We start from the raw sequence: 25,552 nt of genomic DNA, 5'->3' as shown, positions 1-25,552 counted from the left end.
GCGCGAGTCATAGGTGCGATGAGTGCCGGAACGAGAGGGAAATTCAAAGGTATCGCAACTCATAGGGCCGATGAGTGCCGGAACGAGAGAGAAAACAAATGATAGCGCGAGTCATAGGTGCGATGAGTGCCGGAACGAGAGAGAAAACAAATGATAGCGCGAGTCATAGGTGCGATGAGTGCTGGAACGAGAGGGAAATTCAAAGGTATCGTAACTCATAGGGCCGATGAGTGCCGGAACGAGAGAGAAAACAAATGATAGCGCGAGTCATAGGTGCGATGAGTGCCGGAACGAGAGGGAAATTCAAAGGTATCGTAACTCATAGGGCCGATGAGTGCCGGAACGAGAGAGAAATTCAAAGGTATCGCAACTCATAGGGCCGATGAGTGCCGGAACGAGAGGGAAATTCAAAGGTATCGCAACTCATAGAGCCGATGAGTGCCGGAACGAGAGGGAAATTCAAAGGTATCGCAACTCATAGAGCCGATGAGTGCCGGAACGAGAGAGAAAACAAATGATAGCGAAAGTCATAGGTCCGATGAGTGCCGGAACGAGAGAGAAAACAAATGATAGCGCGAGTCATAGGTGCGATGAGTGCCGGAACGAGAGAGAAATCAAAAGGTATCGCAAGTCATGGAGTCGATGAGTGCCGGAACGAGAGGGAAAACAAATGATAGCGCGAGTCATAGGTGCGATGACTGCTGGAACGTCATAAAATAGTAACTTATTCGTAGTAAGTCCACTGATTTACCCCCACGACATCAAAGTGTGCTGCTAATGTTCTTCTGATTATTTGTTTGGATTGCACAATTTGACACCAATCCTGAATGATGTTGGTTGTAATCCTTTCATTCGGGAATAGAAGTTGGAATTCCTTTACTGTTCTTAATATGGCATTGTAAATGGATTCCTTATAACTACATTTGTGGCAAACACATTTTCTATTTTCCACTGAAACAGAAAATGAATGACATTTAAAGCAGGTAATCCCTTTTCGAAGTTGGTTATAAGTATAGGAAGGAATTTTTGCATATGGCGATTCAGTCATATGTAATGACGATAATTGATCAGCAAGTTTTTCGTGCCATTTTGATAATTTGGATGGGGTTGCATTTATATTACTTAAGTAATTTTTAATTTGTGTTGGAAAAATAATAGGTTGGTTAAGAGGTGCTTGGTATAAGGTAAAGGCCGGGTTAATAAATACAATGGAAGCATGTATTGGAAGGGGGTAACCTAGTTTAGGGAGTAACTGTCGTAGTAGGGATTCGCTTCTGCTCAATTGGTGAAGTGGATTCACAATTTCTGTGTTGGGTTTCTTGAATATCTTTTCTGAATCGTAATAATAATCCCCTTCAAAGTTTTTCACTTCAAAAAGATAGATTCCATCTTGCAAAATAAGAAGAGAATCAATTTGAAAGGTACTATTATTTGTTTCTAATAATAAATCATTTACTATGAAGCATTCACACTGAAGTCTTTCAGTGAAGCTATCAAAAATGACTTCCCCTTCATAGCCCTTTAATTGGCTGAAATAGTGTTGTTTATCTTTTGTAGTTAATTTCATACGGAGATTTAAAAATTCGAGTATTTCTAGAGTAATCGGTTTGGTGCGAGGTTTATAAAGCATCTATTTCTTTCCTTTCTTATTCATAATATTAAGTCTATTATATTCGATTCTTACAAAAGAAGAAAGAAATATGAAAACGGACTAAACAAAGTTTTTGCACTTCTTTTCTAGGAGCTAGCCTATACAAGCAACGCACTTTTGGAAGATTGTATGCTAGACACCGCTCAAACGCTTACTTTCCCCTACTATTTTAAAAAAATGCATAAAATCGAATAATTTTTCCCTGGAAATGTATATATTTCTCTATTTCTGATAACAATGAGTGCTGAGGTGATGTTCTAATGAAAGAAAACAGAGAAACTCCAAAAAATAAATGGAGTCAAATTTTCCGGAAAAAATGGTTTTTCCCTGCTGTATATTTAGGTCTTGCTGCACTTCTATTAGCTGTTGTTGTATGGTATCAAAATTTAGACAGCTCTGTTCCAACTGCTGATGAGGAAATTCAAAATGAACAAGAGGAATCCATTCCAACATCAACAGATGAGGAAGCTGAACCAGTAACAAGCCAACAAGAAGTTATTCAATCTCCTTTGACAGATCCTGATCAAGCAGAAATCGTAACTAAATTTTATGATTATAGTGCATCTGAAGAAGATCAAGAGAATGCTTTAGTATTTTATAATAATAGATACTATCAAAGCAAAGGAATTGACCTTGCATCAGAAGAATCATTTGATGTGGTTGCATCTTTGAGCGGGACAGTGACGGAAGTAAAAGAAGATCCGCTTTTAGGTAATGTTGTTGTAGTAGATCATGGTAATGAAGTTATGACTTATTACTCAAGTCTTGAGGAAGTTAAAGTAACTCCAGGGGATGAAGTAAAACAAGGGGATCAAGTAGGAACAGCGGGACAAAGTATTTTCGGAAAAGACAATGGTACACATGTACATTTTGAAATAAGAAAAGCTGGACAAGTAGTAAATCCAGAAAGTTACTTCAATCAACCAGTTAGTAGTTTAGATGAAGTTAAAAGTGAAGAAGTGACTGAAGAAGCTGAAACAGAAGAAAAAGCTGAAGCTAATGAAGACACTGCCGTAAATGAAGAAGCTGAGTCTGATGAAGCTAAATCTGACGAAGCTAATGAATCTGAAACAAATGAAAATAAAGAAGAAGATTCTAATGCAGATTCGGAAACAAATTCTGACAATGCAGCTAATCGATAAAAAATGGAAAAAGTACTCTAGCATAACGTTTGCTAGGGTATTTTTCCTTGTTTAGGAAAATTTAGTTTAAATGAAAGAAAAAAGGGAACGAAAATAGGGAAAAACTCGGATATTGTCGAACGATTTTTCTTAAATTTCGAAAAAAATGTGCTATGATGGTACAGGTGTTGTAATTAATGGATTAAATTTAGGTAATTTTACAAGAATATGACCAGAAAACAGGGAAAAGAGAAATAAAGAAAGAAAATAGACTAGAAGAATAAAAAAATAGAGATAAAAATAAAAACATGTAAAAAAAGATGAGATAAAAGGTTTTTTTCATATAGTAAGAGAGGGGAATATAGTTGAGAATGGTAACAGGTAAGATAGAATATTCGGAAATGGTTTCGTTAATTCAACTTCAGGACGCACTTAGGCAAAAATATAGTGAAGAAATGGCAATGGAACAGATGAGACAGTTTTGTTTAGATTCTACCTCTAAAGAAATTCAAAAAAAGGGGATGGAATTTTTATTTATAAATGGGTATCTTCGTGAATTAAGGTCTTTAATTGAAAAAAATAAACAATCCTTTGACCCATCCAATAGAAAGTGGGCAGAAGTTTACAAAATTCAACTACAACTTAGGGAAGGAAACTATAAACCTATTGAAGTCTTAGAAAGAATTAATCAGATTGAAACAAATGAGCCGGAATTATTATGTCTACTTGAGTTCGCTAAAGTAAACATACAATTTAACATGCATAGTTACCATGATTTAGGAAATGCGATCTGTAGATATGAGGAGCTTCTCCCACAAATTGACGATTATTTTTTAGTGGAAAATTTTAAAATTAGGTATCATCTCGTAACACTTACTTACACATTAATGCAAAATGAAATTATTATGACTAGAAAACATGGGTATAAATTACTGAATTTGACGTGCAATCCAGAAATACAAGTAGAAACTCATATTAAACTGGGGGAATCCTATACGTTTGATTCTTATTCACAAGGAATGTTTCACTTGCGGAAAGCATTAAAAATCGCAAAAGACAATGATATGACATCGAAAATTGAGTTTATTGAGCAAACAAAGATTCCTTTTTTAGCTGCTTATTTTAACAAAACAGACAATATTACGACCACCAATAAAAGTGAACAAGCACATTTAGAAATTATGAAAGGAAATTATAAAAAGGCGATTGAAATATTAGAACAGGTTCCAATCAATACACCATTTGAAAAATATTATTTAGGTAAGGCGAAGCAAGACAAATCGTTATTAATTCAATCATATAAGGATTTTGTATATAAACGAAACGATAATTTCTTTTGTCGTTTACCATTACATGAATTGAAAATACTATGAAATAAGGCATTTTAGCAAAAAGCTGACATCTAGTTGTGTCAGCTTTTTTTGTCATACAAAGCAAATTACTATTTAAGTCAGCTTAATTTTTATAGTTTCTACCCTTTTTTCAAAAATACAACTTGTCTAAATGCTTAAATGTTGAATTTTTATCATAAATGGAGTGTAAGCGTAATAAAATGAATACAAATCAGTCATTTAGCAACGTCTGAGGTGAGAGCTTATTGTGGCTGGTAGTATGGACATGATAATGAAAGCAGATTATTGTATTATGTCAGCAAAAATTACAGAATATTCGTATAGAGTTCGTTATTTAGTTGTGATTAAAAACTTAATAGTTACATAGATTACGTTGTCGCTCCGATTATTATTCGTATGAATGAACATGCCGCATTATGATAAACACCTTGTCTCAGGTTCTTAGACACCTCGGAAGTTATCAACTTAGGGAGGCGAACGGTGTGCACGATTACATCAAGGAAAGAACAATTAAAATAGGTAATTATATCTTGGAGACAAGAAAAACAGTTCGAACTATAGCAAAGGAATTTGGTGTTTCCAAAAGCACAGTTCATAAAGATCTTACAGAACGCTTACCAGAAATTAACCCCGAATTAGCCATTCAGGTAAAAGAAGTCCTAGAATATCACAAATCGATTAGACATCTTCGTGGAGGGGAAGCAACAAGGAAGAAATATAAAGTAAGCCCACCGAGTAAGGATACTCCTAAGCCGGTGGGATAAAGAGAAGTGTAGTAGGGTAGGACGAGAGATTTCTCGTCCTATTTTCATGTTAAAAGGTAAAAATTCTTTAGATAGATAATGGATAACGATTTCACAAATATTGGAAATCCTACCACCCTTATCCCCAATTCCCATTAAAAAATTCACCAAAAATCTTTTTCGATAAAAGCAGTTAATTGTAGAATTTTGTGGTAAAATATTTTATTAGTAGCATTATGTTTTCGGACAGATGCAAGTTAATAAACTAGGAGGATCTAGATACATGTTTTCTAGGGATATTGGAATTGACCTTGGAACGGCAAATGTACTTATACACTTGAAGGGTAAAGGAATTGTTTTGAATGAACCATCTGTTGTTGCAATGGATCGCAACACTGGGAAAGTCCTAGAGGTTGGGGAGGCTGCACGACGTATGGTTGGTCGTACGCCAGGAAACATTGAAGCAATTCGTCCATTAAAAGATGGGGTAATTGCTGATTTCGACGTAACAGAGGCAATGCTAAAGCATTTTATTAATAAAATCAATGTTAAAGGACTTCTTTCAAAACCAAGAATGCTCATTTGCTGTCCAACGAATATTACGAAAGTGGAGCAAAAAGCAATTAAAGAAGCGGCAGAGAAATCCGGTGGGAAAAAGATTTATTTAGAAGAAGAGCCTAAAGTTGCTGCAATCGGTGCGGGAATGGAAATTTTCCAACCAAGCGGGAATATGGTTGTTGATATCGGTGGTGGAACAACAGATGTTGCGGTACTATCCATGGGAGGTATTGTTACTTCCGAATCGATTAAAATGGCTGGAGATAAATTTGACATCGAGATTCTTCAATATATTAAGAAAAAATATAAATTATTAATTGGGGAACGGACTGCAGAAGAAATTAAAATCCAAGTTGCGACTGTATTTAAAGATTCCAGAAAAGAAGAATTGGAGATTCGTGGTCGTGATATGGTTTCAGGTCTTCCACGTACTATTTCTGTGGGATCTGTTGAAATCGAGGAAGCCCTTCGCGAGTCTGTTTATTTAATTGTTCAAGCGGCGAAATCTGTTTTGGAACGTACACCACCAGAATTGTCAGCTGATATTATTGATCGTGGAATTATTTTAACCGGTGGCGGTGCGCTTATCCACGGAATTGATCAGCTTTTAGCAGAAGAATTAAAGGTTCCTGTATTTATTGCCGAAGAACCAATGAACTGTGTGGCAAAAGGTACAGGGATGATGCTTGAAAATATCGATAAAATCGAAAAAAGAATAATCTAAGCCCTTATTTGGAGGCGATTTAGATGTTAAGAGGCTTTTATACGGCTGCGAGTGGGATGCTAGCCCAACAACGTGCACAAGAGACGTTAGCAAACAATATAGCAAATTCAAATACTCCAGGATATAAAGCAGATCAAGCGACAATGCGGGCTTTTCCAGAGCTTCTGATGCAACAAATAAGCTCACAACAAACACCTGTGAAAAATGGCTCCAAGATAGGAACGACAAAACCTATCGGGTCATTAAATACTGGAGTATATGTGCAAGAAACGATACCCAACTTTCAGCAAGGCGATATTCGCGAAACGAAACTTCAGACGGATTTAGCCATTGTTCAAGGTGACGTTCCTGATGACAATGGAGCATTGTTTTTTACAGTACAAAATGAAGCGGGTGACGTTCGATATACAAGAAATGGTAACTTTACGTTAGATGGTGAAGGATATCTTGTAACGGGTCAAGGGTATTATGTTTTAGATCAAACAGGGAATCCGATTCAGATTGACGGTACGGAATTTTCGGTTACGCCAGATGGAGTAATTGAAACGAATACACAGTATGTTCCATTAGGCATTGCTTATACAGCTAATGTACTAGATATGGCAAAAGAGGGTAATGACTTGTTTAATGGGGAAGCGGGGGCTGTTCCTGCTAACGCTAATTTTACAATGAAACAAGGATTCCTTGAAGGTTCGAATGTGGATGCCGTACAGACGATGACGGAAATGATGAATGCCTATCGTTTATTTGAAACAAATCAGCGGGTATTAAAGGCTTATGATGAAAGCATGGGAAAAGCGGTTAGTGAAATAGGAAGAATCTAATGACCGGTGAAATCTAGGAGTGTCTTTTCACCGGATTTTTTGAACGACTTTTAGGAGGGAATTTTAATGTCTCGTATGATGATACAAGCAGCAGTAACGATGAATCAATTACAAAACAAGTTGGACATCGTTGGGAATAATATCGCAAATAGCCAAACAACAGGATACAAATCTCGTGGAGCTGAATTTTCCTCCTTGCTTTACCAACAGATTGATAATTTAAATAATCCGGACAATGGAGAACAACGTCTAACTCCTGATGGTATTCGAATTGGCTCAGGTGCTGGATTAGGTGCGACCACTTTAAATTTGGACCAAGGATCAATTGTTTCATCCGACCGGTCTTTAGATACTGCTTTATTAAATAAAAATGCGCTTTTCCAAATCCAAGTTACAAATAATGGGGAAACGGAAACGATGTATACTCGTGATGGGGCTTTTTACTTAAGTCCAGGTACGGATGAACAGTCCGTAACATTGACGACAAAAAATGGAAATCCCGTTCTTGGCGAAAATGGTCCAATCACTTTTGCAGATGGTTTTGATTCCATTTCCATTCGTGACAATGGACAAGTTGTCGTGGAGCGTGGAAGTTTTGTGGAAGTAGTAGGGACAATCGATATAGTGGAAGCAATTCGTCCCAATGTATTAGAGGCAGCAGGACAAAATATGTTCCGCTTACCGAATCTAGAAGAGCTCGATTATAATCTTGCGGATATTATTCAGGACGTCCAAACACAGACGAAACTAATCCAAAGCAATGCTCTAGAGCAATCCAATGTAGATATATCCCAACAAATGTCAGACTTAATCCTTACCCAACGCTCTTATCAATTTAATTCCCGCACCATTTCCATGTCAGATCAAATGATGGGACTTGTGAATGGATTGCGGTCTTAAACGTTTTATACGAAGCAACTTGTATACACAAAGCTTTTTTGGGGGGAAATTAGCTAGTAAACAACTCAAAAGAGTCCTGTAAATATCCTTGAAGCGAAGTGTATACCGGTTGTGGGCCCTATGGATGAAGCTGGATTTTTTCCTTTTTCAATTGTTATTAAAATAGTTCTAGATATACAGTGCTATCCTGTGATAATATTTTATATATAAAATGAAATTTAATAGGTATTTTTATTAGCTTGTTTGAATAACATTTAATATATAGAACGGACGCGATTGTCAGGATTGAGGAGTTACGAATATGTCAACAGAACAGTTAGAAAAAGTTGCTGAAAATCCTACAACTAAAGAGCAGAAAGAGAAAAAGAACACAGCCGAAAAGAAACCTCAGAAGAATAATGCGGAAACAAGAAAGCAACATAAAGAACAAAAGAAACAGAATAAATTTCTGAAGTTCGAGCGCCCAAGACGGAGAATGTTCCCGATTTGGCTACGTATTATTGTCGTGCTTTCACTCGCTTTAACAGCTCTTGTAGTAGGATTAATGGTAGGTTATGGTGTTCTAGGCGACGGTAACCCAATTGATGCCTTAAAAGTCGACACCTGGCAACACTTGATAGATATTGTTATGGAACCGAAATAGGGAAGAATTAGCATTTCATCATGGGATGGAGTGCTATTTTTATTTTCCAATTCGTTTCACTTGGGAATTTTGTTATAATAACGACAAGACTTATTTTTACTAAAAATGCGTGTTTAAAAAGGAGCTAGTATCATGATGGAAATAGAACAAATAAAAGAAACCATCCCACATCGCTATCCGTTTTTATTAGTGGATAAAGTTACTGAAATGGAAGAAGGTAAACGTGTTGTCGGCTTAAAAAATGTAACGATGAATGAACCGTTTTTTCAAGGACATTTTCCACAATATGCGGTAATGCCTGGAGTTCTTATTATCGAAGCATTAGCACAAGTAGGAGCAATTGCGGTACTTGGCAAGGAAGAAAATAAAGGGAAGATTGGCTTCTTGGCTGGTGTGGACAAATGCCGTTTTAAACGTCAAGTGCGTCCAGGAGATCAGTTAAAACTAGAAATAGAAATTACAAGAATGAAGGGACCGATTGGAAAAGGAAAAGGAATCGCTACAGTTGACGGTGAAATAGCTTGTGAAGCAGAAATCACCTTTGCGATAAAGTGAATCTTCAATCAGTGGAGGTCTTCCTGCTAGTTAAGACGTGATTAAATAATTTTTTTAAAAAAATGGTAAAAAAATGAATGATTTTGTCATAAATGGTAATCCTAAACTCGAGACTAGAAAAAGGAGGAACATTTATGACGAAGAAATTTTTAATTAAGCTTGGTGCACCAATTCTGGCTTTATCGCTTGTTGCGGCATGTGGTAATAATGATGATAATGATCCAATCGATGATGACGTGCCAGTAGAAGATGATAACAACCAAATGGATGAAGCACCAGCAGAAGATCCAATGGATGATGAAGCTCCATTAACGGATGAAGACGAGGCTCCGTTGAATCAAGAAGATGATAATGGAAACGATAATCCAGCGGAAGATAATGGTTTAGATAATCAAACTGATGATAATGGGTTAGATAACCAAAATGATGATCCAAACCTTAACAACAAAGATGATAAAGACAACAGAGACAATCAATAATACATTTAGTGAAACAGAGCAACTTTAACGTTGTTCTGTTTTTTCTTCTGTTTCAATAAAATTGCTGCCTATTTTATTGAAATTTTCCAATTATATAGTACAATAATGAAGAAATTGAATAATGTTAGGAGGATATACATGGTGAAAGCACCGTACTACACGGTAACAAAAGATACAAAAATGATAGTAGAGGAGGATTCTGCATATTATCGTTCTTGTATTATTGAAGAAAATCAAACAACGGACGATGATAAAAGTTATTCCCCGTATAAACCCGAGCAAATTATCGATTATAATTGTAAGCGATTTGGTTCTACGTTAAATGGCAGAAGAGAAGTCGTAGGAGAAATTTTAAAATCCTCTAGTAAGATCCCTATTCCAATCAACCCTCAGTCAGGTATTTACTTCATCCCAACAGCTTCTACAAGAAACAAAAACTGCGTATGGATTGCATATCACCAAATTAAACAGTATAGGAATACCGATGAACAAACATTGGTTTTCTTTCATGATGGAACGAGTGAACTTATTCCATCAACAGCCGCTGTGTTCGACCGCCAATATAAGCGTGCAAGTCAAGTGATCGTCCATTTTAACCGGTATACGTTATTTGGGCATGGACCAAAGCTTTGGTGAGTCGTCATATTTGCATCTTTAGTTGATTTTGGGGATTAAAAAAGTAAATTTAAAAATAAAAAGTGAAACATAATGAAATCTTAATCGTACTATTAGTAAACTTGGCATTCGCTTAGTCTGTGAATGCCTTAGTTGTGTTTATGCACGATAAGATAATTTATACTTTTTTATGTGCCAAAGAGAGGATACATATCCTTATTTTAAAATGTCAAAAATTTCAAACCGCCATGGTGGAACGCTGAATCAGAAAGTGAGATAATAAGGAGGTATGTATGGGAATTACATTTAAAAATGAATAAATATAGCAATTTGTACATAGAAAAAAGAAGAACGAGAAGGGGGAAATGAGAGGGATGAAAAAGGTTATTTTAGGAATTTTCTTCGTACTAATCGTTTCATTACTTGCGGCATGTACGGAGAGTAATGAAAACGCAGCAGACGAAGAACAAGAAGAAAGAGTTGTGGCAGTAGAAGCGAAAGAAGCTGTAGAAAAGGATTTAGTTATTGAAAAGTCAATTTATGGCCGTACTGCACCGAATCATGCTGCGCCGGTTATGGCTCAAGCACCTGGTGAAGTAAAAGAAGTACGAGTGGAAAATGGAGAAAAAGTGAAAGATGATAATATTATTATCAAAATCTCCACAGCAGCTGGAAACCAAAATGTTCGCTCGACAACAGATGGGGAAGTCATTAACCTTTTAGTGAATAAAGGAGATATGGTGGACCCAGAAGAACCGGTTGCTATGGTTGCAGATCTTGACACGGTGAAAATTGAATTTTCCGTAACTGAACAGTTGTTGTCTTTCATTTCTGAAGAAGACAAAGTAGACGTATTTGTTGAGGGTGAAGAATACGAAGCAAAGGTTACAAATGTAGGTACACTTCCGAATGAAACAGGATTATATTCTGTTATCGCAACAGTGGATAATGAAGAGAGAGAGATTTTACCTGGGGTTGTTGCTGATATTCGTATACCCGAAAAGAAAATGGAATCTGCTATTCTAGTTCCTACTTCAGCCGTTGTGAGTGAAGAAAATAAGAGTTTTATTTTTATTGTAAAAGATAATGTAGCAACCAAACAAGAAATAAAAGTGTTAGAAACGGAGTCAGATGTTACTGCTATAGAAGGTAAAGTGAAGGCAGGAGAACTAGTTGTTACGACGGGACAGTTAACATTAACCGATGGCGCTGAAGTGAACGTTACAGGAGGCGAGTAAATCGTGAAATTAATAAAAACTTCCGTAAATCGTCCTGTCGGTGTCATTATGATTGTGCTTGCCATTATAGCATTAGGTTTTGTTTCTGTCCGAAACTTGGCGGTCGATCTTTTTCCAGAGATTGAACTACCAATCGCTGTAGTGGCAACCAATTATGAAGATGCAGCACCAGAGGATGTAGAGAATTTAATCTCTCGCCCAGTCGAATCAGCAGTTAGTACTGTTGAGGGGATAGACACCGTTCAATCTCAATCACAATCCGGTGCATCGCTTGTTATGATGATGTTTAAGAATGGAACCGATCTCGACCAGGCCATGCTTGATGTTCGGGAAAAAATCGACCAAATTAAAGGGATGCTTCCAGAACAAGCAGGGGATCCAAGTATTCTACGCTTCAGCCCTGAGGCAATGCCCGTTATGTATATCGGTTTAACGGGGAAAGACGCTGCAACATTAACGGAGCTTGCAGATAATCAAATTGTCCCTTTCCTTGAAAGACAAGAAGGAGTTGCTTCTGTAACAGTAGAAGGGGCAAAGGTTCGAGAAATACAGTTAGTAGTTGATCCAGCCAAATTACAACAATATGGTGTTTCCACACAAATGATTCAGCAAGCACTCGGGGAAAGTAATCAATCTGCTTCGGTTGGTACGGTGGATAAAGGAAATAAAGACTTGCAGTTACGGGTGACAGGCGAATTTGATTCGATAGATGATATTCGTGAAACGGTCATTCAAACCGAGTCAGGAGCCGTCCTTCATGTAGAAGACGTTGCTGAAGTCAAAGATACATATAAAGAAGAGAGTTCAGCTTCGATAGTAAATGGGAAAGAGTCAATAGTTTTATCCATTATGAAGCAAACCGATGCAAATACAGTAGCGGTTGCAGATACCGTACAGAAAAACTTGGAAAAGATTCAAGCTGAACTTGGGGATGATGTAAATTTAGATGTCATTATCGATACATCAGAGTTCATTCAAATGTCAGTAGATAGTGTCTTATCCAATATTATTATCGGTGGCGTCATTTCCTTCTTTATCCTATTACTATTCCTGAAGAGCATTCGTGCAACCTTTGTTATCGGACTATCGATTCCAATTGCGCTTATCTCTACCTTTGCGCTCATGTACTTTACAGGATATACATTAAACGTCCTGACGTTAGGTGGATTAGCGCTTGGAATTGGGATGATGGTAGATAGCTCGATTGTTATTTTAGAAAACATTTATACGTATCGAAAAAATGGAGAAAGTTTGAAAGATGCCGCGATTAAAGGTGCGTCAGAGTTAGCTCCAGCAGTTATTGCATCAACAACAACAACGATTGTCGTATTTTTACCTATGGTTTTTGTAGATGGAATCGCAGCAGACTTGTTCATGCCACTTGGAATGACAGTTGCCTTTTCTCTTATTGCATCATTAGTTGTCGCAATTACATTAGTGCCAATGTTATCTTCTAAACTTTTAGCAAAAGCAATGGAAGATAAAGGGCGCAGATACTGGTTTGATAGATTCTTAGACTGGTTACGAGACAAATACAGTAAGGCTCTAAAGAAAGTAATGAAATATCGTAAAACAAGTGTTATCGTTGTTACCTTAATGATTGTTGGAAGTTTAGTACTTATTCCTCTGGTAGGAGCGGAGTTTATTCCGTCATCTGATCAAGGGCAAGCAATGATTAACGTGGAAACAGAGCCGGGAACAAAATTTGAGAACACTTATGAGATTGTGGAACAAGTTAATGAAGTACTAGCAGGATACGATGAAGTTTTAGATGTAAGTTATGTCATCGTTAGTTCATCAGGTGGAATGATGGGAGCTGGTGGATCGAATGGTGGTGCGAGTTATACGTTAATGCTCACCCCCGCCAGTGAAAGAACGAAATCTACGACTGAAATTGTGCAAAATATGGATGAAGAATTACAAAAAATCCCTGGTGCTGAAATAACCGCAAGTGCAATGGATGGCGGAGTAAGTATGAGTATGGGGGACCCCGTTCAGATTATTTTAAATGGTCCAGAACATGATGTTTTACGTGATCTGTCTGAACAAGTAGCCCATGAAATTTCAACGGTAGATGGGGTCTTTAACCCTACATCAAGTGCATCAGATGGAATCCCACATATGGAAATCCATGTCGATGAAAACAAAGCTGCTATGTATGGGTTAACTCCATCACAAGTGACTGGTCAAATCCAATTACAGTTTAACGGACAAATTGCAACACGATATCGTGAGGCTGGAAAAGAGATTGACGTTACGTTAATTTATCCAGAGGAAAGACGCTCAACGATTAATGACATTAAAGACATGAACGTTCAGTCAACGAACGGTGGAGTCATTCCATTAGAAGAAGTAGCATCCTTTGAGGAAGTACAAGGACCGGCTACATTACAAAGGGAAAACCAACAACCACAAATGAATGTATCTAGTGCCCTCGTAGGCCGTGATCTTGCAAGTGTCATGCAAGATATCGATGCAAAACTAGGTGCGATGAACTTCCCTGAAGGATATAGTTATTCTATCGGCGGGCAAGCGGAAGATATGGTAGAAGCATTTGGGCAACTGGCATTAGCGCTCATTTTTGCCATATTCCTAGTGTACGCGGTCATGGCTGTTCAATTTGAAAACTTCCTATTCCCATTCATCATTATGTTCGCATTGCCGACCACGGTAATCGGGGTAATTATAGGATTTTTAATAACAGGACTGCCATTAAGTATTCCGGCATTTATCGGTATCATCATGCTCGCTGGTATCGTAGTGAACAACTCTATCGTTCTGGTAGACTATATTAATATCTTAAGAAGACGAGGAATGACAAGAAATAAAGCAATTGTCGAGGCCGGCCGCAGTAGGCTACGACCAATTTTAATGACTACTCTTACAACCGTGCTTGCTATGATACCATTAGGATTAGCACTCGGTGAAGGAGCTGAAATGCAGCAACCACTTGCAGTTACGATAATCTTTGGTTTAAGTGCTTCGACTCTATTTACATTATTCTTCGTACCGGTTATTTATATTATTTTAGATAACTTCACAGCGAAGTTTACGAGAAGAAAAAAGAAAAAGACGGTAGAAGAATAAAGGGAGGCCCACGCTAGGTGATAGCGTGGGTTTGTTTTTTGTGGGGTTTTGGGATGGGGCTGTTCGTAGTGCTCAACTTCATGTATGAGCGCGCGACTCTTGTATGAGTAGCGGTATCATATGATTTTTATCTCATTCCGTCACTCATCGGGTCAATGAGTTGCGCTATATTCGGATTTCTTTCTCATTCCGTCACTCATCGGGTCAATGAGTCGCGCTGTCATATGATTTTTATTTCGTTCCGGTACTCATCGGGTCAATGAGTCGCGCTACCATATGATTTTTATTTCGTTCCGGTACTCATCGGGCTTATGAGTCGCGCTACCATATGATTTTTATTTCGTTCCGGTACTCATCGGGTCAATGAGTCGCGCTGTCATATGATTTCTATCTTGTTCCGCCACTCATCGGTCCTATGAGTTGCGCTATCATATGATTTCTATCTCGTTCCGTCACTCATCGGTCCTATGAGTTGCGCTATCATATGATTTCTATTTCGTATCGTCACTCATCCCGATGGTAGCGGTGAATCCAGGGTGTCTGGCACTACTAAAAGTAACAAAAACCCCCTCAACACGCAAAAAGCGAATGAGGGGGTTCTTATATTAAACGTCCCACCAATGGAAACCATCTTTTTCAAGCAGTTCGTCTGCTGCTTTTGGTCCCATGGATCCGGATTTATAGTTAGGGAAGCTTGGTTGTTTCGCTGCCCATGTTTCTAAAATAGGATCAACGAATTCCCAAGATAATGCTACTTCATCCCAGTGGGTAAAGTTTGTTGCATCCCCAATCGTGCAATCATACAATAATTTTTCATATGCTTCTGGAGTGTTGATTCCAGGAACATCATTTTGATTGTATGTTAATTCGATTGGCTCTGCTAATGATCCAGTTCCTTCTTTACTCGCGTTAATCGTAAGGGTAACGCCAGCATCAGGTTGGATATTAATTCTAAGCAAGTTTGGATATCGTTGCTTATGTGATTCGTAATACAAGTTCATTGGAATATCTCTAAATTGAACGACGATACTAATCGTTTTCTCTGCCATGCGTTTTCCAGTACGTACATAAATTGGTACGCCAGCCCAACGGTAGTTATCGACAAGAAGTCTACCTGCTACAAATGTTTCTGTATTGGAGAAAGCAAGATCTTCATGTTCTTCACGGTAACTTGGTACAGCCTCATTATCAATCTCCCCAGCGTCATATTGTCCACGAACAAAATATTTGTACACTTTATCAGGGCCGATTTTTCGAAGCGCACGAAGTACTTTGATTTTTTCTGAACGAATTTCTTCCGTTGTTAACTTAATTGGTGGCTCCATTAAAAGAAGGGCAACCATTTGTAAAATGTGGTTTTGCAACATGTCACGTGCAGCACCGGATTCATCGTAGTAACGAGCACGATCTTCTACCCCAAGTACTTCACTTGCCGTAATTTGGATATTCGAGATAAATTGGTTATTCCACAAATGCTCGAATATTCCATTAGCAAAACGAATGACCTCAATATTTTGGACCATTTCTTTTCCTAGGTAATGGTCAATACGATAGATTTGATCTTCCTCAAATGCTTCGCGGATTTCATTGTTCAATTCCTTCGCTGTATCTAAATTCGTTCCAAATGGTTTTTCGATAATTAGACGAGTCCAACCAGCAGATTCTTTTAGACCATATTCTTTTAGTTTTTTCGCGATTAAGCCGAAGAAGTTAGGTGCCATTGCTAGATAGAATAGACGGTTACCATCTGTTTCATATTTTCCTTCTAAATCGATGATCAATTTATTTAGACCATCGTATGTAGAATCATCTGTAACATCAAACGATTGATAATAGAAATGGGAAATGAAATCACTTAACTCTTCTTCAGTAGAAGTAGCTTTGCGGATAGAACTTTCTACATTCTCGCGCAAAATTTCATTTGTCCAAGGTCTACGTGCCAACCCTACAACTGCGAAGTTTTCACTTAAATTACCTTTTTTATAAAGGTTATAAATGGAAGGGAATAGTTTACGCTTCGCTAAGTCTCCAGTTGCACCAAATATAACAAAAACAACTTTGGGTTGCTGTGTATTTTCATTCATTTTGAATTCCCCCGCTTAAAAAAGTATATACTTACTATAATAGAGAAAACAGAAAATTATAGCAAATGATTAATAAAACTTTTTATATAAAAGTTTATTTGGAATTTTATAACGACTTTTGTGTTAATCTTTCCTAATAAAAATCTTCTTTACAATCTGATTGACCACTTCTGAAAACATTAGTCCAATTGCAATTCCGCCGGCTAAAAGCATTACTTGTGCGGATAATTGCACTGCTAAATCATAATTATTTTCCACGAATTGTCGCATTGCTCGATAAGCAACCCCACCTGGTACTAGCGGAATAATTCCAGAAACTGTAAAGACGATGATAGGTGTTTTGTAAATTTTAGCACAGATATAGCTTAGTATGGAAACTAAAACTGCACCAAATATTGTAGCCGGGACAACATCCATTCCATAAGCGGTAAGTGAATAATAAAAGATCCAACCAAACATCCCAACGAGACCGCTTTGAATGATAGATTGCTTTGGTACATTAAATATAATACCAAAACCTGCTGAAGCAATAAAACTCGTGACTAACTGTGGCAAAATTATTAGCATGGGATAGCCCTCCTTCTCTTACATAAAAGCAAAAATCGTTGCAATACCAGCACCAATCGCAACCGCAGTTAATGATGCTTCGACGCCTTTAGAAACCCCTGCCACCAAGTGACCAGCCATTAAGTCTCGCATTGCGTTAGTGATGAGTAAGCCTGGAACGAGCGGCATAACTGCACCAATAATTACAAGGTCGAGAGAAGTACCAAATCTGTAATGGATAAAAAGAAGGGAAGAGATTCCGATTAAAAAGGCACCGAGAAACTCTGCTAGAAAGCGGATTTCGACAAATCTTTCAAATCCTATCATTCCGGCAAATCCTATCCCTCCTGCAATTAATGCTGGCAGAAAGTTATCCCAATCCCCACCATACATAACGGCGAAACAACCACTGACTATAGCGGCAGCAAGGATCTGCAACCAAGCTGGGTACAACTGACCTTTTTCCACTTCTTGTAATAGAATAAAGGCTTTTCCTAAGTCTATCTCACCAGCAGTAATTTTGCGAGAAATGCTATTCACTTCCGCAATTTTATTTAAATCAGCTGTTGATCGTTTCTGAATACGTAAAATTTTCGCCTCTGAATCAGCCCCAATAGCAAAGTTTATTGCTGTAGGAGTTGCGTAGCTTTGCGCATTTGGAGCCCCAAATGAATTGGCGATTCGATTCATCGTATCTTCCACACGGTATGTCTCCGCACCGCTAACAAGCATAATTTTTCCAGCAAGCATACACACCCTCTCAATCATAGCTTTCTCCATTTAAATTACCTACCAATCAAATAATTTGAATATATTATAAGTCTACTTGGGTAGAAAGGAAAGGGAATAGAAATGATTTGCAGTAATTGTATCTACGGGTAGTCTTATAGAGGATAATGGGAAATATCCATGAAAATGAATATTTCCTGGGGAATATTGTTAGGTTATGGGGAATGATGTTTTGGTGTTCTTGGAGGAATCCTCATTACAGTCAATCGTGTAGGTAGGAAATCGTGAAACGTAGAGACGAGGATTCCTGTTCTTCATTATTTATAAACTTTGGGACGAGGTACCTGTCCCTCTGTCTCATTGAGGTACCATCATCAATAGCATGACTAATGATATTACTGGGATTGCTATTACGAGCCCGATTGATATTAATCCGAAGTTTCGTACTACGGATTTTGCGTTTTCATCTACATCTATGCGTGACTGTAAGAAAATATAAATAATAGCAAATACAATAAGTCCGATAATGATGGTGAACGGCACAATTAGTTCATCGACCGACCCAATTGGTTCGATATTTACGAATCCTATAATGATTAAAACAATTGGGATAGCTTCACTAATGGCAGAACCGATGAAAAGCTTCGTCTGGTATTTCTCTATCATTGCTGGGTTTTCTTTAATCTTTTCTAAATTTCTTTTGAAAAAAAATAAAATTCCAATCGCAGCAATCGCGGCAGCTAGTACAGGTATGTATGTCAAAATTTGTCACCTCCCAAGACATAAATTACCATAAATATTCCTGCCTGGGAATGAAAAAAGCAATTTAAATTTCTAATATCAGTTAGAATTAGCTATAATTTAGTAGGAAAAGGTAAAACTAAGTAGAAGATATTGCAACATTAGGAGAATAATATGTTTAATTATGTCGATTTGTCGATCGCATTTTTTATCGCACTCGTTGCATCGTTATTATTAACAATTCCAGTAAAAAAATTAGCTATTAAAATAGGAGCAGTTGATTTTCCAAACGAACGTAAGATTCATAAAGTTGTAACTCCGAGATTAGGCGGATTAGCTATTTTTGCAGGTTTTTTTCTGGCAATAATTAATATTCATCCAAGCCATCATCAACTTCCAGAAATTTTAATTGGTGGGTTTGTTGTATTATTAACTGGGGCAATCGATGATAAGTATGCGATTACTCCAATTGCAAAACTAACTGGACAATTAATTGCGGCATCTTTTCTAGTGAATGCTGGGTTAATTATTGAACGATTTACGGTACCCTTTATTGGGACCATTGAACTCGGATTTTTTAGTGTGTTAATTACTGTATTGTGGGTTGTAGGAATTACGAATGCCATTAATTTAATTGATGGCCTAGATGGACTTGCTACCGGAGTATCGGGTATTGCCCTTATTAGTATTTTTATTATGTCACTGATGGATGGACAAGTGATGGTAGCCTATCTTTCTATTGCTTTAATTGGTGCAAATATCGGATTTTTATTTCATAATTTCTACCCAGCGAAAATTTATATGGGTGACAGCGGATCGAATTTCCTCGGGTACATGATATCCGTTGTTTCGATATTAGGATTGTTTAAAGAAGTAGCATTCTTTAGCTTCATCATTCCGGTTATTGTGCTCGCTGTCCCAATTTTCGACACGTTATTTGCAATTTATCGTCGAGCCAAGAATAAGGAAAAAATTATGCAACCGGATAATAAGCATATTCATTATCGATTAATTGAAGCGGGTTTCACACATCGACAAACTGTAATGATTATTTATGCTTTTAGCATCCTTTTCGGAGGACTCGCTATTTTATTTAATTATGCACAATTAACGACATTAATCGTTGTATCCTTGCTTGTTTATTTAGTATTGCATATATTTGCCGAATTAACAGGAATTGTTTTGGGCGGAAAACGGCCAATTATCGACGGAGTTTTAAAATTTATACGAAAAAAGAAACGATGTAAGGAAAGTGAAGAAAGTGGCTGAGGTGAGATTCTACATTTTGTAGTTTCTCGCCTTTTTTGTTCGTTATTTGTAGAAGGATCCGTTAATTATTCTGTCTTTATCTAAAAATCAAACTTATGCATTCCACAACCAGCTGAATGTATTATGAAATATTTACCAATTGTATGGGGCGAATGTAACATACGCGTACCAATTATCCTACGACTTTTAGCACTTTTTCGTATAGGTAAGTTTTAATAGAATGATTTTATGTATAAAAACCTATCTGATTAAACTGTCATGTTTCAGTACCTATTTAATATAGGGCAACTAGATGAGGATAAAGATAGGGGTTAGTGGGCGGAACATCCTATTTACTAGATTTTTACTAAATTATAGTGTTTTTTGGAGAAAGTTGTATAAATTTACATAAACTTTACATGTAAAAAAATTGGAATTAGGACATTTATCCTAGGGAACTGTGTTTCATTTCTATTGATACGTGCGAATGCTGATATCTTGTGAGCGAATGCTGATATCTTGGATACGAGTGCTGATATCCAGTGAGCGAATGCTGATATCTGGGATACGAGTACTGATATCCAGTGAGTGAATGCTGATATCTGGGATACGAGTGCTGATATCCAGTGAGCGAATGCTGATATCTGGGATACGAGTACTGATATCCAGTGAGTGAATGCTGATATCTGGGATACGAGTACTGATATCCAGTGAGCGAATGCTGATATCTGAGATACGAGTGCTGATATCTTGCGAGTGAATGCTGATATTCTGTACAAGTACTGGTATCCAATAAATTGTAATGATGACATTTTATGTCAAACCCACATATATATGGTTTTTCCGGACGGTCTAGAGGGGATTTTGAAAATGATTGTTACTTTATTAAACAGAGAGAATATCCATTCCATTACATTACCTGAGAAAGTAAGAGGGCAGTATTGGATTGATGAATTTTTTGATAACAAGAAGAAAAAGGTAATGGGGATTGAGGGAATTAATGGGGAGTGGATTTTAAAGTCGAATAAGGAAGTAAAACTGATTGGCGGTAATGACAAACCGGTTCGAAATACGGTGCTCGAACCTTTGAGTATTTATCCTATTAAAAAAGAGGATAGTGAGAATACGTCCTATATTTTCACAGAGCCTAGTACGTATGATCGACAAAAGTTCACGAAATTCTTAGTTGGAAAAGATGTCGACATTTCCATTGGTCGATCGAGTCAAAACGATATTGTTTTGAATAATAAATTTGTCTCCTCGGAACATGCGGTTTTATCGGTACATCATGGGGAGTGGACGGTGACGGATAAAGGGAGTACGAATGGTACGTTTGTCAATGGAAGACGAGTGGAGCGGGAGCATACGGCATTACATATTGGTGATGTGATATACATCATGGGTTTTAAACTGATTATTGGGAGTCAATTTATTTCCTTCAACAATCCGGATGGTACGGTGTCTCAACAGATGTTAAAGCCTTTTGTTAGTCAAAAAGTGGAATTAATTGATGAGGAAGAGGAATTTGAGGCACCTGAGGTAGATTATTTCTATCGATCTCCTCGCTTTAAGAGGGATGTCGAGAGGAAACAGTTTAAAGTCGATTCACCGCCACCAGACGCGATTGGGGAAGAAATGCCGTTAATGTTAGTGTTAGGTCCTTCGATGACGATGGGAATGGCGTCGATGGCTACGGCGATTTTTGCTGTCAATCGTGCGATGGAATATGGGGATTTCACAAGAGCGATTCCCTCCGTAGTTATGTCCATCAGCATGTTACTCGGTACGATTCTTTGGCCGATTTTGACGAAAAAGTTCGATCGAAAGCGCAGGCGCAAAAAGGAAAAGGTTCGCCAAGAAAAGTACAAGCAATATTTGAATAAAATTGCTGTCCTTTTTAATGAAGAAATAGAGAAACAGGAAGAAATTTTGCGGGAAAATCATCCGCCTGTGACGGAACTCATACATAGAATTGAAAATGTCGACCGGAATTTATGGGAACGTGGATTTGGACAGAACGACTTCTTGAAGTTGAGAATTGGTTTAGGTCAGGGACTTTTAAATGCGGATATTAATTATTCGGAGAAAAAGTTCTCGATTGATGATGATAATTTGCAAGAAGAATTGTACACGTTATGTGAATCACCAAAAATTTTAAACGACATTCCGATCACGTTATCCTTATTTGAAAATCATATTTCTGGTGTGATTGGCGATAGAAAGCAGACTCTTTCCTTTGCAAAAGGCCTTATCTTCCAATTGGCAACATTATATAGCTACGATGAAGTCAAAATGATCTTTATTTATGATGAGGAAGAGGAAGAAGATTTTGGTTTTACGAAGTGGTTGCCGCATGTGTGGAGTAATGATAATAAGTTCCGGTTCATCGCTACGAATCAGAATGAAATGAAAGAAGTTTCAGCGTACATAGAAAATGAAATTGAAACACGCATCGCTACAAACGAAAGTAAGATGGAAGATATTACGCCATACTATATTGTGTTTGCGATGAGTAAAAAGCTAGCGAACCGTGCGGAAATGCTGAAACAGGTTTATGCGAAGAAAGAGAATTTACATATAAGTGTTTTAACCTTTTACGATGAAATTAAAAATTTACCAAAAGAATGTACGATGGTTGTCGAACTCGATGACAATCAAACTGGGAAATTATTCGATAAGAGTGATATTACCGGGGAGACAACATCCTTTAAACCAGACCTTGAGTTAGGTGCAGACGCTACGGATCTAAGTGTGAAGCTAGCGAATATTCCACTCGATGCAGCGGAGAATTCCTTTAATTTACCGAAGACGGTGACATTTCTCGAAATGTTTGGGGTAGGAAAAGTAGAGCATTTGAATGCACTCACACGTTGGAAGGACAATGACCCAACGAAATCTTTGGAAGCTCCGGTTGGGGTTGATACGCTAGGGGATTTGTTTAAACTCGACCTTCATGAAAAATTCCACGGACCACATGGGCTAGTTGCGGGGATGACGGGTTCCGGGAAAAGTGAATTCATCATCGCTTACATTTTATCGTTGGCTGTGAACTATCATCCAGATGAAGTTGCCTTTATTTTAATTGACTATAAAGGTGGGGGCATGGCGAAGTCTTTTGAAAACCTGCCACATACAGCTGGCATTATAACCAACTTAGATGGAGCGGCGATCAAGCGCTCGCTCGTATCGATTGAAAGTGAATTAAAACGAAGACAGGCGATTTTTGCTGAAGCGAGTAAAAAAGTGGGCGAAAGTAATATTGACATTTACAAATACCAAAAACTGTATCGGGAAAAGATCGTTGTCGAGCCATTACAACATTTATTCATTATTTCCGATGAGTTTGCGGAATTGAAAACACAACAACCCGAATTTATGACACAACTAGTAAGTGCCGCTCGTATTGGCCGAAGCTTGGGAATTCACTTAATTCTAGCAACGCAAAAACCGAGCGGGGTCGTGGATGATCAAATTTGGAGTAACAGTAAGTTCCGCGTCAGTTTAAAAGTGCAAGAAAAAGCGGATAGTATGGACATGCTGAAACGTCCGGACGCTGCTGAACTTACGGATACGGGGCGATTCTACCTTCAAGTTGGGTATAATGAATTATTTGAAATGGGTCAATCCGCGTGGGCGGGTGCTCCGTATTATCCATCTGACAAAGTTGTCGTGGAGAAGGATGATTCGGTTGTCGTCATTGATCGAAATGGTCGTTCGCTGAAACAAGCAAAAGTCGATAAAAGGAAATTTTTCACCAATCCGAAGAAACAATTGGATGTGATTACCGATTACCTGAACAACATCGCAGCAGAAGAACAGATTCAAGTGCGGCCATTATGGTTGGAGCCAATTCCGGCGATGATTTTACTCGAACGTGTGAAAGAGAAATACAAGATAACGCGTGATGCTTCTTTCGATTTGAATCCTGTCATTGGGGAATACGACGATCCAGCAAGACAAAGACAAGGTGTGCTTCGTCTGCCACTTTCAGAAGAAGGAAATACGATTGTGTATGGTTCAGCAGGTAGTGGGAAAACAACATTTTTAAACACGATGGTGTACTCCTTAATGCAGGACCATACGCCAGAAGAAGTAAACATTTATCTATTGGATTTTGCTTCGGAAACGTTACGAGCATTTGCGAAAGCACCACATGTTGGGGACGTCATTTTATCCTATGACAGTGAAAAGGTAAGTAATTTGTTTAAAATGTTGCAAAAAGAAGTGGAATTCCGTAAGAAACGCTTTGCAGACTATGGAGGAGATTTAACTTCTTATGTGCGAGCTACTGGAGAAAAGATACCTTCCATTGTTGTTGCGATTAATAACTTTGCGGCCTTCACAGAAACGTATGAAGAGAAGGAAGAAGCGGTGTCTTATTTATCACGGGAAGGAAAGAAATACGGAATTTACTTTGTGTTAACGGCACTAGGAACGAATGCGGTTCGCTTCCGGTTAATGCAAAACTTTAAGCAATTACTCGTTCTACAGGTCAATGATGAAGCGGATTATTCGGCAATACTTGGCAAAACAAATGGTTTATTCCCATCCAAGCATAAGGGTCGAGGATTAGTGAAAAAAGAGGAAATCTATGAATTCCAAATTGCTCATATAACGGAAAAACCTGTTCCATTCCAATTTATCCAAAGCGAATCCATCAAACTTCAGGAAGAATGGAAAGGAACGAGCGCGAAGAAGATTCCTATTTTACCAGAACAGGTAGATAGGGAGTTTTTAAGCGAATATGTGGAACCAAACCAAGGGTTAACCGTACCAATTGGGGTAGAGAAGCATTCCTTGAAAGTACATTCCTATCCGTTTGATAAAAATTACATTCAAATGATTTTATCAGCAGAAAATGACCATCAACGATTCGCGCAAGACTTGGCTACGTTCATCGCGGATCATTATGACGATGATGTGACCGTTATCGATGGGGTCGGGAGCTTTACGAATAGAGAGACTCGAGCTACTTATTACGCTACGACAACTGAGTTTGAACAAGCGGTTACTGCGATGTTTGATCTGGTTGTGTATCGAAATAATACGTACAAAGACGCGCTAGAGCACGGTGTGGAGCCGGAAGAGTTTGAACATAAAGTCATTATCATTAACTCCATCGTTGCATTGAAAAATGCACTGTCTAATGAAGGCGCAGAGAAACTTGGACTCATCCTTGAAAAAGGCGAGGCGAAATATAACATAACGTTTATTTTGTCGGAACAATCCAAGAACCTATCAAGCATTACGTTTGATAAATGGTACAAGCGACATATTAATCCTGGCGATGGAATTTGGGTAGGATCCGGGATTAGTGAACAGTATCATTTGAAACCTACGAAACTCACTGCAGAAATGCGTGATGATATCCCGTCGGCTTTTGGTTTCTCCTTGATCAAAGGAAAGGGTGTAATGGTAAAACTATTAAACTCGGAAAAGGAGAATGGCGATGAATAAAGTCCTTGTTGAAATTTTCCTACCCGCAGCAAATGAGAGTTTTGATGTTTACATCCCGGTGGAAAGTCGATTAAGTGAAGTGTTACAACTCGTGTCCTCTTTATTGAGTGACTTATCTGCGGGGAAATACAAAGCAACACAAGACGCAGTACTATGCGATGCAAAAACAGGAATGATATTCAATATTAACATGGCAGTCTCCGAGCTCGGCATCCAAAACGGCTCGAGACTCATGCTAATATAAACTTTTTTGAGGA

The 25,552-nt window shown here is 38.0% G+C and carries 20 protein-coding genes; 15 read left to right on the top strand and 5 right to left on the bottom strand.

Annotated elements, in window-relative coordinates; all coding sequences use genetic code 11:
* Positions 1-724: 724 nt before the first annotated feature.
* The gene (locus A9178_RS07015) at positions 725-1,630 is read right to left on the bottom strand and encodes a nuclease-related domain-containing protein (RefSeq protein ID WP_068673758.1); all 906 of its coding nucleotides are present in this window, start codon (positions 1,628-1,630) and stop codon (positions 725-727) included.
* 281 nt (positions 1,631-1,911) lie between these two features.
* Here A9178_RS07015 and spoIIQ point away from each other — a divergent pair, with 281 nt between their 5' ends.
* From spoIIQ to A9178_RS06955, 12 genes are all read left to right on the top strand, one after another.
* Positions 1,912-2,793: a stage II sporulation protein SpoIIQ gene (spoIIQ, locus tag A9178_RS07010; protein ID WP_068673756.1), complete on the top strand. Its 882-nt coding sequence runs from the start codon at positions 1,912-1,914 to the stop codon at positions 2,791-2,793.
* 350 nt (positions 2,794-3,143) lie between these two features.
* Positions 3,144-4,145 (top strand): AimR family lysis-lysogeny pheromone receptor, encoded by a 1,002-nt coding sequence (locus tag A9178_RS07005; RefSeq protein ID WP_068673754.1) that lies wholly within the window; start codon positions 3,144-3,146, stop codon positions 4,143-4,145.
* Positions 4,146-4,606: 461 nt separating this feature from the next.
* Positions 4,607-4,888, top strand: coding sequence for a sporulation transcriptional regulator SpoIIID (spoIIID, locus tag A9178_RS07000; RefSeq protein ID WP_068673752.1), 282 nt, complete (start codon positions 4,607-4,609; stop codon positions 4,886-4,888).
* A 262-nt stretch (positions 4,889-5,150) separates the two neighbouring features.
* Positions 5,151-6,149, top strand: coding sequence for a rod shape-determining protein (gene mreB, locus A9178_RS06995; protein WP_068673750.1), 999 nt, complete (start codon positions 5,151-5,153; stop codon positions 6,147-6,149).
* Positions 6,150-6,172: 23 nt separating this feature from the next.
* Entirely contained in the window at positions 6,173-6,973 is an 801-nt protein-coding gene (locus tag A9178_RS06990; protein WP_068673748.1) for a flagellar hook-basal body protein, read from the top strand.
* A 66-nt stretch (positions 6,974-7,039) separates the two neighbouring features.
* A complete protein-coding gene (locus tag A9178_RS06985; protein ID WP_068673746.1) occupies positions 7,040-7,873 on the top strand; it encodes a flagellar hook-basal body protein in 834 nt (277 codons plus the stop codon).
* 301 nt (positions 7,874-8,174) lie between these two features.
* Positions 8,175-8,516 (top strand): DNA-directed RNA polymerase subunit beta, encoded by a 342-nt coding sequence (locus tag A9178_RS06980; RefSeq protein ID WP_068673745.1) that lies wholly within the window; start codon positions 8,175-8,177, stop codon positions 8,514-8,516.
* A gap of 132 nt (positions 8,517-8,648) precedes the next feature.
* Positions 8,649-9,071, top strand: coding sequence for a 3-hydroxyacyl-ACP dehydratase FabZ (gene fabZ / locus A9178_RS06975; protein ID WP_068673743.1), 423 nt, complete (start codon positions 8,649-8,651; stop codon positions 9,069-9,071).
* A gap of 134 nt (positions 9,072-9,205) precedes the next feature.
* Positions 9,206-9,550, top strand: a complete 345-nt coding sequence (locus tag A9178_RS06970; protein WP_068673741.1) for a hypothetical protein — start codon at positions 9,206-9,208, stop codon at positions 9,548-9,550.
* Between the two features lie 138 nt (positions 9,551-9,688).
* Complete coding sequence (locus A9178_RS06965; RefSeq protein WP_068673738.1) at positions 9,689-10,186, top strand: competence protein ComK; 498 nt, start codon at positions 9,689-9,691, stop codon at positions 10,184-10,186.
* A 353-nt stretch (positions 10,187-10,539) separates the two neighbouring features.
* Positions 10,540-11,403 carry an efflux RND transporter periplasmic adaptor subunit gene (locus tag A9178_RS06960; protein ID WP_068673736.1) on the top strand — a complete coding sequence of 288 codons (864 nt, stop codon included), beginning with the start codon at positions 10,540-10,542 and terminating at the stop codon, positions 11,401-11,403.
* Positions 11,404-11,406: 3 nt separating this feature from the next.
* Positions 11,407-14,490, top strand: a complete 3,084-nt coding sequence (locus A9178_RS06955; RefSeq protein WP_068673734.1) for an efflux RND transporter permease subunit — start codon at positions 11,407-11,409, stop codon at positions 14,488-14,490.
* Positions 14,491-15,095: 605 nt separating this feature from the next.
* On the opposite strand, the gene zwf is transcribed toward A9178_RS06955, so the two are convergent.
* The 4 genes from zwf to A9178_RS06935 form a co-directional block, all read right to left on the bottom strand.
* Positions 15,096-16,574: a glucose-6-phosphate dehydrogenase gene (gene zwf / locus A9178_RS06950; RefSeq protein ID WP_068673732.1), complete on the bottom strand. Its 1,479-nt coding sequence runs from the start codon at positions 16,572-16,574 to the stop codon at positions 15,096-15,098.
* A 123-nt stretch (positions 16,575-16,697) separates the two neighbouring features.
* The gene (locus A9178_RS06945; protein WP_068673731.1) at positions 16,698-17,141 is read right to left on the bottom strand and encodes a threonine/serine exporter family protein; all 444 of its coding nucleotides are present in this window, start codon (positions 17,139-17,141) and stop codon (positions 16,698-16,700) included.
* A gap of 18 nt (positions 17,142-17,159) precedes the next feature.
* Positions 17,160-17,900 (bottom strand): threonine/serine exporter family protein, encoded by a 741-nt coding sequence (locus tag A9178_RS06940; RefSeq protein WP_068673728.1) that lies wholly within the window; start codon positions 17,898-17,900, stop codon positions 17,160-17,162.
* Between the two features lie 306 nt (positions 17,901-18,206).
* The gene (locus tag A9178_RS06935) at positions 18,207-18,611 is read right to left on the bottom strand and encodes a hypothetical protein (RefSeq protein ID WP_231889804.1); all 405 of its coding nucleotides are present in this window, start codon (positions 18,609-18,611) and stop codon (positions 18,207-18,209) included.
* A gap of 153 nt (positions 18,612-18,764) precedes the next feature.
* Between A9178_RS06935 and A9178_RS06930 the strand changes: the two genes are divergently transcribed.
* The 3 genes from A9178_RS06930 to A9178_RS06920 all read left to right on the top strand — a co-directional run bounded on the left by A9178_RS06930 (position 18,765) and on the right by A9178_RS06920 (position 25,539).
* Positions 18,765-19,859, top strand: a complete 1,095-nt coding sequence (locus A9178_RS06930) for a glycosyltransferase family 4 protein (protein WP_068673724.1) — start codon at positions 18,765-18,767, stop codon at positions 19,857-19,859.
* An 849-nt stretch (positions 19,860-20,708) separates the two neighbouring features.
* Complete coding sequence (essC, locus tag A9178_RS06925) at positions 20,709-25,295, top strand: type VII secretion protein EssC (protein WP_068673722.1); 4,587 nt, start codon at positions 20,709-20,711, stop codon at positions 25,293-25,295.
* Positions 25,288-25,539, top strand: coding sequence for an EsaB/YukD family protein (locus A9178_RS06920; RefSeq protein WP_068673720.1), 252 nt, complete (start codon positions 25,288-25,290; stop codon positions 25,537-25,539). The genes essC and A9178_RS06920 overlap by 8 nt, the downstream gene beginning before the upstream one ends.
* Positions 25,540-25,552 lie beyond the last annotated feature (13 nt).

Source organism: Oceanobacillus sp. Castelsardo (genome assembly GCF_001659985.1).
In the GTDB taxonomy this organism is placed as follows: Bacteria; Bacillota; Bacilli; order Bacillales; family Amphibacillaceae; genus Oceanobacillus.
Note: the sequence above shows the minus strand (reverse complement) of the source record. Positions and strands in the feature narration are given on the sequence as shown.

Coding starts and splice junctions, on each gene's coding strand:
- A9178_RS07015 (WP_068673758.1), bottom strand. CDS start 1,630: ATGCTTTATAAACCTCGCACCAAACCGATTACTCTAGAAATACTCGAA.
- spoIIQ (WP_068673756.1), top strand. CDS start 1,912: ATGAAAGAAAACAGAGAAACTCCAAAAAATAAATGGAGTCAAATTTTC.
- A9178_RS07005 (WP_068673754.1), top strand. CDS start 3,144: ATGGTAACAGGTAAGATAGAATATTCGGAAATGGTTTCGTTAATTCAA.
- mreB (WP_068673750.1), top strand. CDS start 5,151: ATGTTTTCTAGGGATATTGGAATTGACCTTGGAACGGCAAATGTACTT.
- A9178_RS06990 (WP_068673748.1), top strand. CDS start 6,173: ATGTTAAGAGGCTTTTATACGGCTGCGAGTGGGATGCTAGCCCAACAA.
- A9178_RS06985 (WP_068673746.1), top strand. CDS start 7,040: ATGTCTCGTATGATGATACAAGCAGCAGTAACGATGAATCAATTACAA.
- A9178_RS06980 (WP_068673745.1), top strand. CDS start 8,175: ATGTCAACAGAACAGTTAGAAAAAGTTGCTGAAAATCCTACAACTAAA.
- fabZ (WP_068673743.1), top strand. CDS start 8,649: ATGATGGAAATAGAACAAATAAAAGAAACCATCCCACATCGCTATCCG.
- A9178_RS06970 (WP_068673741.1), top strand. CDS start 9,206: ATGACGAAGAAATTTTTAATTAAGCTTGGTGCACCAATTCTGGCTTTA.
- A9178_RS06965 (WP_068673738.1), top strand. CDS start 9,689: ATGGTGAAAGCACCGTACTACACGGTAACAAAAGATACAAAAATGATA.
- A9178_RS06960 (WP_068673736.1), top strand. CDS start 10,540: ATGAAAAAGGTTATTTTAGGAATTTTCTTCGTACTAATCGTTTCATTA.
- zwf (WP_068673732.1), bottom strand. CDS start 16,574: ATGAATGAAAATACACAGCAACCCAAAGTTGTTTTTGTTATATTTGGT.
- A9178_RS06945 (WP_068673731.1), bottom strand. CDS start 17,141: ATGCTAATAATTTTGCCACAGTTAGTCACGAGTTTTATTGCTTCAGCA.
- A9178_RS06940 (WP_068673728.1), bottom strand. CDS start 17,900: ATGGAGAAAGCTATGATTGAGAGGGTGTGTATGCTTGCTGGAAAAATT.
- A9178_RS06930 (WP_068673724.1), top strand. CDS start 18,765: ATGTTTAATTATGTCGATTTGTCGATCGCATTTTTTATCGCACTCGTT.
- essC (WP_068673722.1), top strand. CDS start 20,709: ATGATTGTTACTTTATTAAACAGAGAGAATATCCATTCCATTACATTA.
- A9178_RS06920 (WP_068673720.1), top strand. CDS start 25,288: ATGAATAAAGTCCTTGTTGAAATTTTCCTACCCGCAGCAAATGAGAGT.